General features: G+C 27.9%; 13 protein-coding genes. 3 read left to right on the top strand and 10 right to left on the bottom strand.

Annotated features, from left to right (window positions below; translation table 11 throughout):
• Positions 1-15: 15 nt before the first annotated feature.
• The 3 genes from pabB (at position 16) to WBG30_RS02840 (ending at position 4333) form a co-directional block, all read left to right on the top strand.
• Entirely contained in the window at positions 16-1401 is a 1386-nt protein-coding gene (gene pabB / locus WBG30_RS02850) for an aminodeoxychorismate synthase component I (RefSeq protein ID WP_424503136.1), read from the top strand.
• Positions 1402-1410: 9 nt separating this feature from the next.
• Positions 1411-2220, top strand: a complete 810-nt coding sequence (locus tag WBG30_RS02845) for an aminotransferase class IV (protein WP_424503135.1) — start codon at positions 1411-1413, stop codon at positions 2218-2220.
• Between the two features lie 67 nt (positions 2221-2287).
• Complete coding sequence (locus WBG30_RS02840; protein ID WP_424503134.1) at positions 2288-4333, top strand: carboxy terminal-processing peptidase; 2046 nt, start codon at positions 2288-2290, stop codon at positions 4331-4333.
• Positions 4334-4474: 141 nt separating this feature from the next.
• On the opposite strand, the gene WBG30_RS02835 is transcribed toward WBG30_RS02840, so the two are convergent.
• From WBG30_RS02835 to WBG30_RS02790, 10 genes are all read right to left on the bottom strand, one after another.
• The gene (locus WBG30_RS02835) at positions 4475-5641 is read right to left on the bottom strand and encodes a nucleotide sugar dehydrogenase (RefSeq protein WP_424503133.1); all 1167 of its coding nucleotides are present in this window, start codon (positions 5639-5641) and stop codon (positions 4475-4477) included.
• 19 nt (positions 5642-5660) lie between these two features.
• Positions 5661-7241, bottom strand: a complete 1581-nt coding sequence (locus tag WBG30_RS02830) for a glycosyltransferase family 39 protein (protein WP_424503132.1) — start codon at positions 7239-7241, stop codon at positions 5661-5663.
• Entirely contained in the window at positions 7234-8286 is a 1053-nt protein-coding gene (locus tag WBG30_RS02825) for a GDP-mannose 4,6-dehydratase (RefSeq protein WP_424503131.1), read from the bottom strand. Before WBG30_RS02825 ends, WBG30_RS02830 begins: the two co-directional genes overlap by 8 nt.
• 11 nt (positions 8287-8297) lie before the next feature.
• Positions 8298-9914 (bottom strand): ArnT family glycosyltransferase, encoded by a 1617-nt coding sequence (locus tag WBG30_RS02820; protein WP_424503130.1) that lies wholly within the window; start codon positions 9912-9914, stop codon positions 8298-8300.
• Positions 9907-10185: a lipid-A-disaccharide synthase N-terminal domain-containing protein gene (locus WBG30_RS02815; protein ID WP_424503129.1), complete on the bottom strand. Its 279-nt coding sequence runs from the start codon at positions 10183-10185 to the stop codon at positions 9907-9909. The genes WBG30_RS02820 and WBG30_RS02815 overlap by 8 nt, the downstream gene beginning before the upstream one ends.
• A gap of 14 nt (positions 10186-10199) precedes the next feature.
• Positions 10200-10910 carry a glycosyltransferase family 2 protein gene (locus tag WBG30_RS02810; protein WP_424503128.1) on the bottom strand — a complete coding sequence of 237 codons (711 nt, stop codon included), beginning with the start codon at positions 10908-10910 and terminating at the stop codon, positions 10200-10202.
• An 88-nt stretch (positions 10911-10998) separates the two neighbouring features.
• Positions 10999-11838, bottom strand: a complete 840-nt coding sequence (locus WBG30_RS02805; protein ID WP_424503127.1) for a hypothetical protein — start codon at positions 11836-11838, stop codon at positions 10999-11001.
• Positions 11835-12419 (bottom strand): DedA family protein, encoded by a 585-nt coding sequence (locus tag WBG30_RS02800; protein WP_424503126.1) that lies wholly within the window; start codon positions 12417-12419, stop codon positions 11835-11837. The genes WBG30_RS02805 and WBG30_RS02800 overlap by 4 nt, the downstream gene beginning before the upstream one ends.
• A 27-nt stretch (positions 12420-12446) precedes the next feature.
• A complete protein-coding gene (locus WBG30_RS02795; protein ID WP_424503125.1) occupies positions 12447-12608 on the bottom strand; it encodes a hypothetical protein in 162 nt (53 codons plus the stop codon).
• A gap of 5 nt (positions 12609-12613) precedes the next feature.
• Positions 12614-12931: response regulator transcription factor (locus WBG30_RS02790; RefSeq protein ID WP_424503124.1), on the bottom strand; the 318-nt coding region annotated here is incomplete at its 5' end.

Raw genomic sequence — 12931 nt, 5'->3', positions numbered from 1 at the left:
AGTTATAAAATTAATATGAAAAAAGCGAAAATAATAGAATTTAAAAGTGATTTGACTAGTTTAGAATTATTCGAAGCTATAACAAAAAATGGGAAATATCCATTTTTTTTAGATAGTGGAATGGATAACAAAAAATTAGGGAGATATTCATTTATAGGTGTAGATCCATTTTTGATGATAAAATCAGAAGGAGAAAAAGTGATTTTAGAGGAAGATGGGAATATAAAAACAATAGCTGGAAATCCTTTAGATATTTTACAGGGGAAATTAGATTTATATAGAATTCAAAGAGAGGAGATTCCATTTGTAAGTGGAGGAGTGGGATACTTTTCTTATGAACTGGCTCACTTGATGGAAAAGTTACCAAATACAGTAAAAAAAGATATAGATATTCCTGAAATGGTAATGGGCTTTTATGATGGAGTAGTAATAATAGATCATAGAGATAATAAAAAATATATAGGAATAGCAGGATTTAAAGAAAATATAGAGGAAATAAGGAAAAAAATAGAAAATAGTATAAATGAATATCAAAATAAATCAAAAGAAGAAGAAATTAAAAAATTAGTTTCAAAGAGTAGAAATATAAATTCTAATATGTCAAAGGATTATTATCTCTCGTCTATAAAAAAATTAAAGGATTATATCTATTATGGAGATATCTATCAAGTTAATTTTACCCAAAGGTTTGAGTGTAATTTTGAAGGTGACCCCTGGGAGTTATACAAAAATTTAAAATCAATAAATCCGGCTCCATTTGCTACATATTTAGATTTTGGAGAAGGGACTATAGTATCAAGTTCTCCAGAAAGATATATAAAATTAACTGATGGGACTATTGAAACTAGACCTATGAAGGGGACAAGACCCCGTGGAAAAACAAAGGTAGAGGATGAAAAACTAAAGGAAGAACTAGTAAATAGTGAGAAAGACAGAGCGGAACTCTTAATGATAGTGGATCTTATGAGAAATGATATCAGTAGGGTATCAAAAACAGGAAGTGTAAATGTAACAGAGTTGTTTCACCTAGAAGAATATGCTACCGTATTACAGATGGTAGCTACAATACAGGGTAAATTAAAGGAAGAATTATCGGCAGTAGATATAATCAAGGCCACATTTCCAGGAGGATCTATTACTGGAGCACCTAAAATAAGAGCCATGGAGATAATTGATGAACTAGAAGTAACAACTAGAAATATATATACTGGTAGTATAGGATATATTAGTTTTGATGGAGATATGGATCTTAATATTGCCATTAGAACAATAGTTTTAAAGGATAAAAAGGCATATTTTCAAGTAGGTGGTGGAATCGTTTGGGATTCAGATCCTTATGAGGAATATGAAGAAAGTTTGGTAAAGGGCAGAGCATTGATGAAGGCATTAAATATAACTTAGGAGTTGAGCATGATGAATTATATAATTTCAAATAATAAATTTATATCATCAGATGAATTTAAGCTAGATATAGAAGATGGTTTACTATATGGATATGGAGTTTTTGAGACAATTTTATTAAAAGAGAAAAAATTGATTTATTTAGAAGAACATTATAACCGATTGATAAAAGCGGTTAATAGGCTTAAGATAAATATGGATATTAGTTTTGAAAAATTAAGTCTGTATTTAAACCTTTATATTCAGAAAAACTCCTTAGAAAACTCTATTTTAAGGGTGACTGTACTTAAAAATTCCGAAACTTTTGATATATTAGTTACTCATAGAGAAAATAAATATAAGAGTTTAAAATATAGAGAGGGATTTAAGATGGAAATATCTGAATTTAAAAGAAACCCAAATTCCATTATATCTGGGATTAAATCTGTAAATTATTTAGAAAATATATACGCTCTCAGAGAGGCAAAAGCTATAGGCAGTGACGAAGTATTATTTTTAGATTGTAAAAATTATATATCTGAAGGAGCAACATCCAATATATTTTTTATTAAAGATGGAGTGATTCATACACCTACAAAGGAATGTGGTTTGTTAAAAGGAATAATCAGAGAAAAAATTATAGAGATTATAGATAGAAATAAACATTTGGAGTTAAAACAAGGATTTTTTTCATTAAAAAAACTATTAGAAGCAGATGAAGTATTTTTGACTAACTCTATAATAGGTATTATGCCAGTATCAAAGATAGATCATACAATTTATGATTTAAAAAAATATAATATAACAGACCTGTTGGCAGAGGAACTTAGAAAAAATTAATTTTTTAAGAGAAAGTAGATTAAAGACAGAAAGTACTTAAAATAAATAGAATACTAGGAGGCATAAAATGAAAATACATAAAAAAATAATGATATTAATGGGATTACTATTGATAGCGGTTGTTTCAATTGCTAAGGTAGATACAGAAAAAAAAGAACAAATGAATAAAGTCTTGTCAGATATATCTTTTTCACTAGAAACAACTCATTATAAAAATTTAGATATAAATGATGAATTTTCTAAAAATGTATTAAAAAATTATTTGGATACATTGGATTATAATCATCAATATTTCACTCAATCTGAAGTAGATAAAATTTATAAAAAATGGGGGAAGCAATTAGATGATGATTTTTTAAAAGGAAATTCCAAAGTAGCTTTTGATATCTATGATATCTATAAAGAAGCTGTAGAGAGGGTTAATAAATATCAGACTAAATTATTGAAAAATCCTAAGGATTTAGACTTTACTTTGGATGAAAAGTTGGTTTATGATAGGGAAGATGAACCATATTTTTCTACGACAAAAGAATATGAAAGTCATTGGAAAAAGATGTTGAAATCATCTATTTTATCTTTAGAAGATTATGAAGAATTAACATATGAAGAGAGTATTGATAGGATGAAGAGTAGGGTGGAAACAAGAAAAAAATTATTGGAGAAAAAAACAACAGATGATATATATTCATATTTTGTAAATGCTTTTTTAAAGGAGTATGACCCTCATACTAGCTATCTTTCCGCTAAGGAAATAGTAGATTTTAATATGAGTATGAAGCTTCAACTTTCGGGAATAGGAGCTGTGCTTACTGGGGAAAAAGGATTTATTAAAGTGGTAAAAGTTATACCAGATGGACCAGCTGCAAAGGGGAAAGAATTACAACCCGAAGATAAAATAATAGCAATAGCTACAGATGGCAAAGATTTTGAAGATATAATGGATTGGCCTATGGGAGATTCTATAAACCTTATTAGGGGAAAAGAGGGAACAACTGTAAAATTAAAGGTAATTCCAAGTGGAAGTAAAACAGCTAAGATATATAGTTTTGTAAGAGAAAATATAAAGTTAGAAGACAGAGGTGCTAGATACTTTATAAAGGAAGCTAAATCTAAAAACTCTAATTATAAGATAGGAGTAATTAATCTACCTTCTTTCTATATGGATTTTGATGCCTATGGTAAGGGAGATAAAGACTATAAGAGTACCACTAGAGATGTAAAAAAAATAATAGAAAAATTAAATAAAGAAAATATAGATGGATTAATAATAGACCTTAGAAATAATGGTGGTGGCTCTCTTAGTGAAGTGAATAATCTCATGGGATTATTCATACCTTCTGGTCCTGTAGTTCAAGTGAAAGAAGGTGGACGTGTAAGTTATTTAGGGGATAGCGACATGACAACTTATTTTGATAAACCCGTGATAGTAATGGTTAATAGACTCAGTGCGTCTGCATCTGAAATTTTTGCAGCAGCAATGCAAGATTATGGACGAGGAATCATTGTAGGGACTCCTACTTTTGGGAAAGGAACAGTACAAACTATAAAACAATTAGATCTTGGGGAACTAAAGTATACCAATGGTAAATTTTACCGTATAGATGGTGGAAGTACACAGCATAAAGGGGTAATACCAGATATTTTATTTCCTCCTACATATGATAGTGCAGAAATAGGAGAGAGTTCATTAGATAACCCACTTCCTTGGGATGAAGTAGATTCTTTGATAAATAAAGAAAATAGTAAAAATAATGTTAAACTAAAAGAATATCTATCTAAAAAATATGATGAAAGAATAGTTAATAATCCTGACTTTAACTATAATATCAAAAGGTATAGTATTATTGAGGAGATAACAAAGGATAAAGAAGTATCTCTAAATAGAACAGTTAGAAAAATGGAAACAAAGGAATTAGAAGATAAGTGGTTAGCGATAACCAATGAAAAGATGGCAGCTAAAAATAAGCCACAACTTAAAGATTATAAGGCTTTGGAAGAATATAATAAAAATCGTGCTAAAAAAGATGAACTTGATCTATTAAAAAAAGACGGTGAAATCATAGAAACTGTTAAGATATTAGCTGATGAAATAACTCTAATGAAAAAAAGATAAAATAAAAAGCCTGAGTTTTGTATTGGATAAAATTTAGTAGACTCGGTTTCATATTTATATAAACCTCTAAATTAGTATAAACTACAATTATATTAATTTGGAGGTTTTTTTACTAAGAAAAGAAGACGTTTTTATTTAGAATTAATCACGGGCAAACAAATCCCTTGTGTATATTTTATCTTCTACACTTTCCAATTCGTTACACATTCTGTTAGCCACTATTACACTAGATATTTTCTTGAACTCTTCTAAATCCTTAATTACTCTAGAATTAAAGAATTTTTTTTCTTTTAATTCTGGTTCATAAACCACTACTTCTATTCCTTTAGCTTTTATTCTTTTCATTACTCCTTGAATAGATGATGAACGAAAGTTATCTGAATTTGTTTTCATAGTTAATCTATAGATTCCAACAATTTTAGGCTTTTTCTTCAGTATTTGGTTAGCTATAAAATCTTTTCTTGTTGTATTCGCATCTACGATTGCCTGGATTAGGTTGTTCGGTACTTCAGAATAGTTTGCTCTGAGCTGTTTAGTATCTTTAGGTAAACAATACCCACCATAACCAAACGAAGGGTTATTATAATGACTTCCAATCCTTGGATCTAATCCCACTCCCTCTATTATATCTCTTGTATTTAATCCTAGTGATTCTGCATAAGAATCTAATTCATTAAAATATGCAATTCTCATTGCTAAATATGTATTAGAAAATAACTTTATTGCCTCTGCTTCTGTAGAATCTGTAAATAAGATAGAAGTATCTTTTTTTATTGCCCCTTCTAGTAATAGATTTGCAAATATTTTTGATTTTTTACTTTTATCTCCAACTACTATTCTAGAAGGGTGCAAATTATCGTAAAGAGCTTTTCCTTCTCTTAGAAATTCTGGAGAAAAGATAATATTATCTACACCATATTTTTTCTTGATATTTTGAGTATACCCTACTGGAACTGTAGATTTAATTATTATTGTAGAATTTGGATTTATTTTTAATATATCTTTAATTACTACTTCCACTAAACTTGTATCAAAAAAATTTGTAACTTCATCATAGTTTGTAGGAGTTGAGATAATTATATACTCTGCATTTTTATATGCTTCTTCTTTATCTAAAGTAGCATTTAAATTTAATTTTTTATTTTTAAAATACTCACTGATTTCTTTATCTACAATAGGACTTATTTTATTATTTATCATTTTGATTTTTTCTTCTATTATATCTAGTGCTATTACTTCATTATTTTGTGCTAAAAGTATAGCATTAGATAATCCTACATATCCTGTTCCTACTACACATATTTTCATAATATCATAATTCTCCTTTTTATTTTTTATTTGTATACAAAACATACTTATTTGAACGCCAAATAAAATGCATATTGTCTAGAATTCTAACTAAATCTTTATTTCTTTTTACATCTTTTGATCTAACAAAAAGAACTATTTGTTTATTTGTAATAATTTTTTTTAAATCTTTAATATCTTTTAAATCGATAACCTTTTCTCCTAGATATACATCCATACCACTCGCAGATCTAAAGTTAAATGAATAATAGTTTTTAAGGTTTCCACCTTTAAAAACTTCTTTACCATTTGTTGCTAAAACTTTTAAACCCAAGTCTTTATTGATCTCTGGTATCTTAAATGATAAGGTAAACAATAAGATCAACATGCCTAATATTATCCCCCAACATCCTTGATAAAACTTTATTTTTTTTATTCCAATTAATGATATTACTCCAAACATTGAGGCTAATAAAAGTCCTATATATAAACTTATAGAACTTCCAATTGGTAATTTAATAAATTTAGAAACTATTAAATATATCGGAAGTATAAAAGTCATTATTATTGAAAATGGAAGTATTGAACCTTGCCACACTTTTTCTTGGTTTATTTTTTTAATAATAAGTATAGTATAAAAAGTTATAAAAGGATAAATTGGTATTAAATATAGTTCTAATTTTCCACTTATAAGGGACATTATTACTATGTGCCCAATAATAGCACTACTCAAAAATCTTTCAATAGAAATTTTTTCTAATTTTTTTTTAAAAGATATGATGAAAGTTCCAATAAAAAGTAGAGACCATGGTAAAAAATCTACCCAAATCACTTTAAAATAATAATAAAAAGGTTCTGCATGACTAAAAGAATTATGGGTCCTTCCAATTGTTTGATTTATAGTCAAATCATAAAGATAAGATTTCCCACCTTCTAAATATATAGCTATAAACCACCCTAAAAACAATATTAATAAGAGTATTAAACCTTTTAAAAGTTTTAACTCTTTCAATAACTTTAATTTTTTTTCTCTAAATAAAAATAATCCTATAGTAATTATAGGAAATATCATTCCTACTGGACCTTTAGTAAATACTCCTAAAAATATATAGAAGTACATCAAGTAGATGTGATAACTTTTATTTTCCCCATGATATATTTTATAGAATGACTCTAGAGCTAATATGATAAACATAGTCATTAATATATCCATTCTAAGAGTTAACGCCATTCCTAAAAATAATATCGTGGTCAAAAGCATTCCCATAGCTAAGAAACTTTCTTCTTCATTTAGGTGGTCCTTTGTTAAATTTTTCATTGAAAAGCTTGTAATGATAGTTGGAATAATACTAAATAAACCAATTCCTACTGCTGAATAATAACCAAATATTTTTTTTATTAACATTATTATCCAAAAATAAAGTGGGGGTTTATCTGCATAAGCTACACCTTGATTGTAAAACACAAAATAGTTATTTTTACTTATAGCATCATCTACAATGCTCATATATTTTAACTCATTTCCTGGTGTCACATCTCTTTGACAATATATAGAAACCATTACAATAACTATTCCTAATAAAAATAAATTTCTTCTTAGTTTAAAGTTTATTTTATCCATTAACTTCACCTTTAATTTTGCACCACTCTATAAACTTTTTAATTCCTTCTTCAAAGCTAATGCTTGGATTATATCCTGTCATCTTTTTTAATTTACTTACATCTGCATAAGTCCTATCTACATCTCCCGACTGCATAGGAAATCTTTCAATAATAGCTTCTTTTTTTAATACTTTTTCAATGGTTTCAATCATTTCTTTTAAAGACACAGGGCTACTACTTCCTATATTAAATATCTCATAAGTTTTTTCATTATTTTCTATATAATCTATAGATTTGCATATTCCATCTACAATGTCGCCTATATATGTATAATCACGAGAAGTACTCCCGTCACCATAGACTGGAATAGATTCATTACTCATAATTAATCGAGTAAACTTATTTATAGCTAGATCAGGTCTTTGCCGAGGACCATAGACAGTAAAAAATCTTAAAAACGCCATATTAATATCATATAGATGATGATATACGTGTCCCATGACTTCGTTAGCTTTCTTAGTTGCAGCATATGGAGAGATAGCAAAATCTACAACATCGCTTTCTTTAAATGGAACTACTTTATTGTTTCCGTATACAGAAGAGCTAGACGCCGCTACGATATTCTTTACTCCATATTTTCGGCAGCACTCCAATATATTATGAGTCCCCCTCCCATTTACTTCTTGATAAAGGATTGGATCTTCTATAGAGGGTCTTACTCCCGCTCTCGCAGCAAGGTGAATGACGGTATCTATCTTATTTTCAGAAAATATCTTTTCTAGCCTATCCAAATTTCTAATATCAACTATCTCGAGGGTATAATTTTTTGAATTAACTATTTCTTTTAAAGCTTTTAAACTATTTTCTTTTGACAATTCTTCTTTCTTAATTTTTAGTTCCAATTTATGACTAGTTGATTCTAAGACATTTTCTATTTTTATTGATAAATCATAGTAATCATTAAAATCATCTATATTGATAACTTTATTTCCTTTTTCTAATAATTTTTCTACTAAAGTTGATCCAATGAATCCGGCTCCTCCTGTAACTATATAAGTCTTCATAGAATTTCTCCTCATTTTTTATTGATATTATATAAGTATATTATTTTATCTTCATCGCTGTATTTATAATAAATTTTAGTATTTTCTATTAAATAATCGTTATCTAAAAAATTTAAAACTTCATCTTTGTTCCCTTGATCTAATAAAATAAATTCCTTAGGTAGATTAGAAGTATTTTTTATCTTTGTAATTCTTTTCCCTATATTCCACACATTTGTTATCTCATCACCATTTATAGTAAATATAGGTTCAGAAATTAACTTATTATCTTTAACAGAGCTTAGATATGGATATTTAGTTCTAATCCCTTCTCTTAATACTCTTTCTACAAACCATGTAGTAGTGAGGTTTATAGTGAGCATCAGAATTCCTGTAAAATATAATCCTTTTTTTAATGTATTTTTTTCTCTTACGACACCTATAAAAACATACCCTAAATAAGAAAAGGTAAAAACTATAAAAATCAAATATAATAAATTTATATATCCATCCTTATATCCTTTTATATAAAATAATATAGGGGTTGCCAATGATAATATTGTCATTATAATAAAATGAAACTTCAAAAAAATCTTTTCTTTTTTTATAACTTCCAACCAGTCTTTTTTCAAGTAATAATTCACTATATGGGCTGCTATCATTGGTGACAATATATAGAGAGGAAGTGCATATCTATCCTTTTTCATCTTCACTAAAGAGAGTAATATTAATGCTGAAAAATTCCAGAAAAACAAAAAAGAAAAAAACTTATTATCTGTTGTTTTAGTCCCAGCCCACTTTTTATAAAAAGAAGCTAAAACAAAAAGCATCCATACTCCAGTGTAAACATAGTAATCTAAATAATAAAAAATCCATTTAGTATGCTTGGTAGTCCAGGTAGTTGCTTCTTTATCCATGATACTTAAAAATAAATCTTTATGTTTTAGGATAGCTAATAATGGCCAGATTCCAGCTATAGATACTCCTATGATTAATGAAAATAAAAGTTTCCCCCAATTGTTTTTTAACGATTTAAATCCATACGTAAAAAAATATGCAAAGAAAAAAGGAATAGCCATCCCGTAAAAGGGAACAGGTCCCTTTCCTAAGAGAGCTCCTCCTAGAAAAAATCCAGCAATAATAAAGTTAAGTATCTTACTTTCTCTTAATCCTTTAAAAATAAAGGTTACAAATCCAAATATAAATATATATCCAAACATATCCCATGTATTTTCAGTTCCTAATTTTATTATCATAAAAGTAGTTGAACACATCAGTCCTGTTGTAAATGCCAATTTATGATTATTTGTTGCAATATTTACAAGATAATATATTAAAAAAATTAACCCAATAGTCAAAAGTGCTATTGGAAGTCTTAAAATAATCTCACTACTAGTTGTCCCAAAAGCCTTCATAAATAGTGCAGTTATCCAAGTAGGTAACGGTGGCTTTTCAAATCTAAAATTCCCATTCATTGTAGGCATAACCCAGTTATTATATATAACCATCTCTCTCGCTGTAACAAAGTTTCTTACTTCCATTATTCCTGGAGAGCTTACCCAAAGGCTAGAAAAAAAGGAAAAGATACTCACTATAAAAAGTATTAATAAGTCTCTTTGTTTTTGTTTTTTTAGTATATTTCTATCCATTATCATTCTCCTTTTTTTGATTCCGCTCTTTTTTTATTAAATATAAATTCCTTGAATAAATAAAGATATTAGGAGCTTGCCCTAAAATAAATACTGGATCTTTTCTATAGATTGCATATATCAATAACAAAGAACTACCTAAAATACTAAATATCCAAAATGATAAAGGGATAACACTTTTACCTTGTTTCTCACTTGCTATCCATTGGACTAAAAATCTCAGAGAAAAAAAAGTTTGTCCTACAAATCCTATAACTAAAAATAAATTCATTTTTAACGCTCCTTTTAATTAGTCTCTTCAAATTTGTAATTTAATATCCTACTTTTCATCCATCTAACAGCAAAAGCATCTTTTAACCCCTTAAACATTCTATTAAGAGCATTATATTTAGATACACCAAACTCTCTGTCATAATGTCTTACTGGAATTTCTGTGACTTTAAATCCATTTAATCTTGCTAAAGTTGGTAAAAACCTGTGCATTCCTTCAAAAAGTTTATAACTTTTTGCTACTTCTTTTTTCATTAATTTTAATGGACACCCAGTATCTTGAATATTATCTGAAGTAATAAGATTTCTAATTTTATTTCCTATTTTCGATTGTATTTTTTTTGCCATGCCATCTTCTCTAGTAGCTCTCCTACCATTTACCATATCATAGTCTTTTAGATGTGGTAGTAATACATAAATATCTTCAGGATCTGTTTGTAGATCTGAATCCATAGTTACTACTAATTCTCCTACACATATTTCAAACCCTGCTGCAAGAGCCGCTGTTTGCCCATTATTTTTAGTAAAATGATACACTTTTACGTTTATATTTTTTAAAGCTTGTTCATTTAATATTTCTTTACTTTTGTCGGTACTCCCATCATTTACTAAGATAATTTCATAATTTTTAAATTGTTTTTTTAAAGCTAATTCGGTTTTTTCTATAAAACGAACTATATTTTCCTCTTCATTAAAAATTGGTGCAATAACTGATATTTCTTTCATTTGTATCCCCTCCGTTGGTATTTCTTTTTTCTTTTATTATAGGCTATACGATGTGTTTATATAATTTCATTTATATTTCAAATATTTTTTATAATATTTTTAAAATAAATCCTGCTGTTACCATAGGTCCTTGTTTAATTTCAGACCAATTTTGCATCTCATCTTGGCTATCTTTTGTTTTAGTTGTATAACCTTCTATCCCTATATAACCTTTTGTTTTATTAAACCATCCACTTTCTTTTTCAAAAAAAGTATGTGTTATTTTAGCAGAACCATAAAAATAATGTTTCCAAGCTCCACTAATTGGAATTATTCCTTTTCCTAAAGCTACAAAAGATGTATTCTCAGTGATTTTATAATCTAATTGTAGTCCAACTGCTGGTGCCAAAAAGTGAAATTTCCCTCTAGTGTCTCCTATACTATTAGTCGTCGATCCATCTGGCATAGTTATATTCCCTTTCGCAGACCACGTGTAACTAAGTGTTTCCATTTCAACTCCAAATATTGGCGAAATTGAAAACTTATCATTAATAATATATTTTTTCTTTGCACCAAAACTAAAAAAGCTTAGTGGAGTATCCAACCCATAATTAGTCCCTCTCCCTAATTTTATTCCATGAGTAGTCATATCACTATTGAGAGTTTTACTTCCTGTCAAATTAGTTCCACTAAATCTTCCGTAGTATGTCCAATCTCCATAAGTTACATCTAATTCTGTATTAAATAAGGTATTTGTATTCATTCCTAATTGATTAAAAGTTGGCTTATGATAGTCTGAAGTTCCATTCATTCCTCCTTTAGGAATTTGAATAAATCCATTTAATGATCCGTAAGATCCCGAAACATCCAATTCCACACTATCAGGTTTTTTCATTGAAAATGTTGTTACTGCTACTAGTATAAAAATTAATATTATTGCTTTTTTCATGTTTTTTTCCTCCTCTTATTATAAACATACCCAATGATCAAGATAGTAACTAAAATAAGAGTTATTATTGTTATTTCTCTCAAATACTTATGAAGCATCTCTTGATTTTTCCCTAAGACATATCCCAGTAAAGTTAAGACTGTACACCATATCCCAGCTCCTAATCCTGTATAGATAGAAAATTTTAGAGGATTCATCCTAGCTAATCCTGCTGGGAAAGAAATGTATTGTCTAACCCCCGGAATTAATCTCCCTGTAAATGTTGAAATGTGTCCATGGTTTTCAAAAAAAATTTCTAATTTTTTTATTTTTTCTTCTTTTATTATTTTTAATAATAATACCCTTCCATATCTACAAGCTAAAAAATAATTAAACCAAGAACCTATTAAACTTCCCAGTATTCCAAATATTATTATTAAAATAAAGTTCATTTCACCAATAGATGCTAGATATCCTGCTGGTATCATAATTATTTCACTTGGAAATGGAAAAAAGGAGCTTTCTAAAATCATTAATAATACTATCCCAATATATCCTAGATTTTCTATTGTTTTAACTAAATAATTTATTGTTTCACTCATATCTTTTCCCCTGTATTTCTTATATATTTAATAATATTTATTCCGGGTTTTATATTTTGTTACAAATTTAAAGAGCATATCTATAAATTCTTCTACAAGCCCCTTTAGATATCCTTTTAAATACCCTTCACCCAAAATTTTTATTCCTATAAAAAAAACTATAATTCCCATAAATTTTTCCTTACTCATAGACCTCACCTTCTTATTTTTTTGTTTTTTAAAACAATCTTTATTCTAGAAAATAGTTCTTCAATTTCAAACGGTTTTGTAATATAGTCATCTGCTCCTATATTTAATAATTTACTTTTAGAAATCAAACTTATTTTTGCTGTTAGTACAATTATCGGAATATCAGAGGTTTTTCTTATTTCTTTACATAAATCCTCTCCCGATATATTTGGAATCATAAGATCTAAAATTATTATATTAAAAAATTCATTCTTGATCTTTTTAAAAGCACTTTCACCTTCAAAAGCTAATTCTACTTCATATCCTTCTCTCAAAAATTCTAT

Source organism: Psychrilyobacter sp., assembly GCF_049671765.1.
In the GTDB taxonomy this organism is placed as follows: domain Bacteria; phylum Fusobacteriota; class Fusobacteriia; order Fusobacteriales; family Fusobacteriaceae; genus Psychrilyobacter.
This window is presented reverse-complemented; position numbering and strand designations above follow the sequence as displayed.

Excerpts from the sequence above, each read along its gene's own strand:
- WBG30_RS02805 (WP_424503127.1), bottom strand. The coding sequence starts at position 11,838 with ATGAAAAAAGCAATAATATTAATTTTTATACTAGTAGCAGTAACAACA.
- WBG30_RS02835 (WP_424503133.1), bottom strand. The coding sequence starts at position 5,641 with ATGAAAATATGTGTAGTAGGAACAGGATATGTAGGATTATCTAATGCT.
- WBG30_RS02800 (WP_424503126.1), bottom strand. The coding sequence starts at position 12,419 with ATGAGTGAAACAATAAATTATTTAGTTAAAACAATAGAAAATCTAGGA.
- WBG30_RS02815 (WP_424503129.1), bottom strand. The coding sequence starts at position 10,185 with ATGAATTTATTTTTAGTTATAGGATTTGTAGGACAAACTTTTTTTTCT.
- WBG30_RS02820 (WP_424503130.1), bottom strand. The coding sequence starts at position 9,914 with ATGGATAGAAATATACTAAAAAAACAAAAACAAAGAGACTTATTAATA.
- pabB (WP_424503136.1), top strand. The coding sequence starts at position 16 with ATGAAAAAAGCGAAAATAATAGAATTTAAAAGTGATTTGACTAGTTTA.
- WBG30_RS02810 (WP_424503128.1), bottom strand. The coding sequence starts at position 10,910 with ATGAAAGAAATATCAGTTATTGCACCAATTTTTAATGAAGAGGAAAAT.
- WBG30_RS02845 (WP_424503135.1), top strand. The coding sequence starts at position 1,411 with ATGATGAATTATATAATTTCAAATAATAAATTTATATCATCAGATGAA.
- WBG30_RS02830 (WP_424503132.1), bottom strand. The coding sequence starts at position 7,241 with ATGGATAAAATAAACTTTAAACTAAGAAGAAATTTATTTTTATTAGGA.
- WBG30_RS02840 (WP_424503134.1), top strand. The coding sequence starts at position 2,288 with ATGAAAATACATAAAAAAATAATGATATTAATGGGATTACTATTGATA.
- WBG30_RS02795 (WP_424503125.1), bottom strand. The coding sequence starts at position 12,608 with ATGAGTAAGGAAAAATTTATGGGAATTATAGTTTTTTTTATAGGAATA.
- WBG30_RS02825 (WP_424503131.1), bottom strand. The coding sequence starts at position 8,286 with ATGAAGACTTATATAGTTACAGGAGGAGCCGGATTCATTGGATCAACT.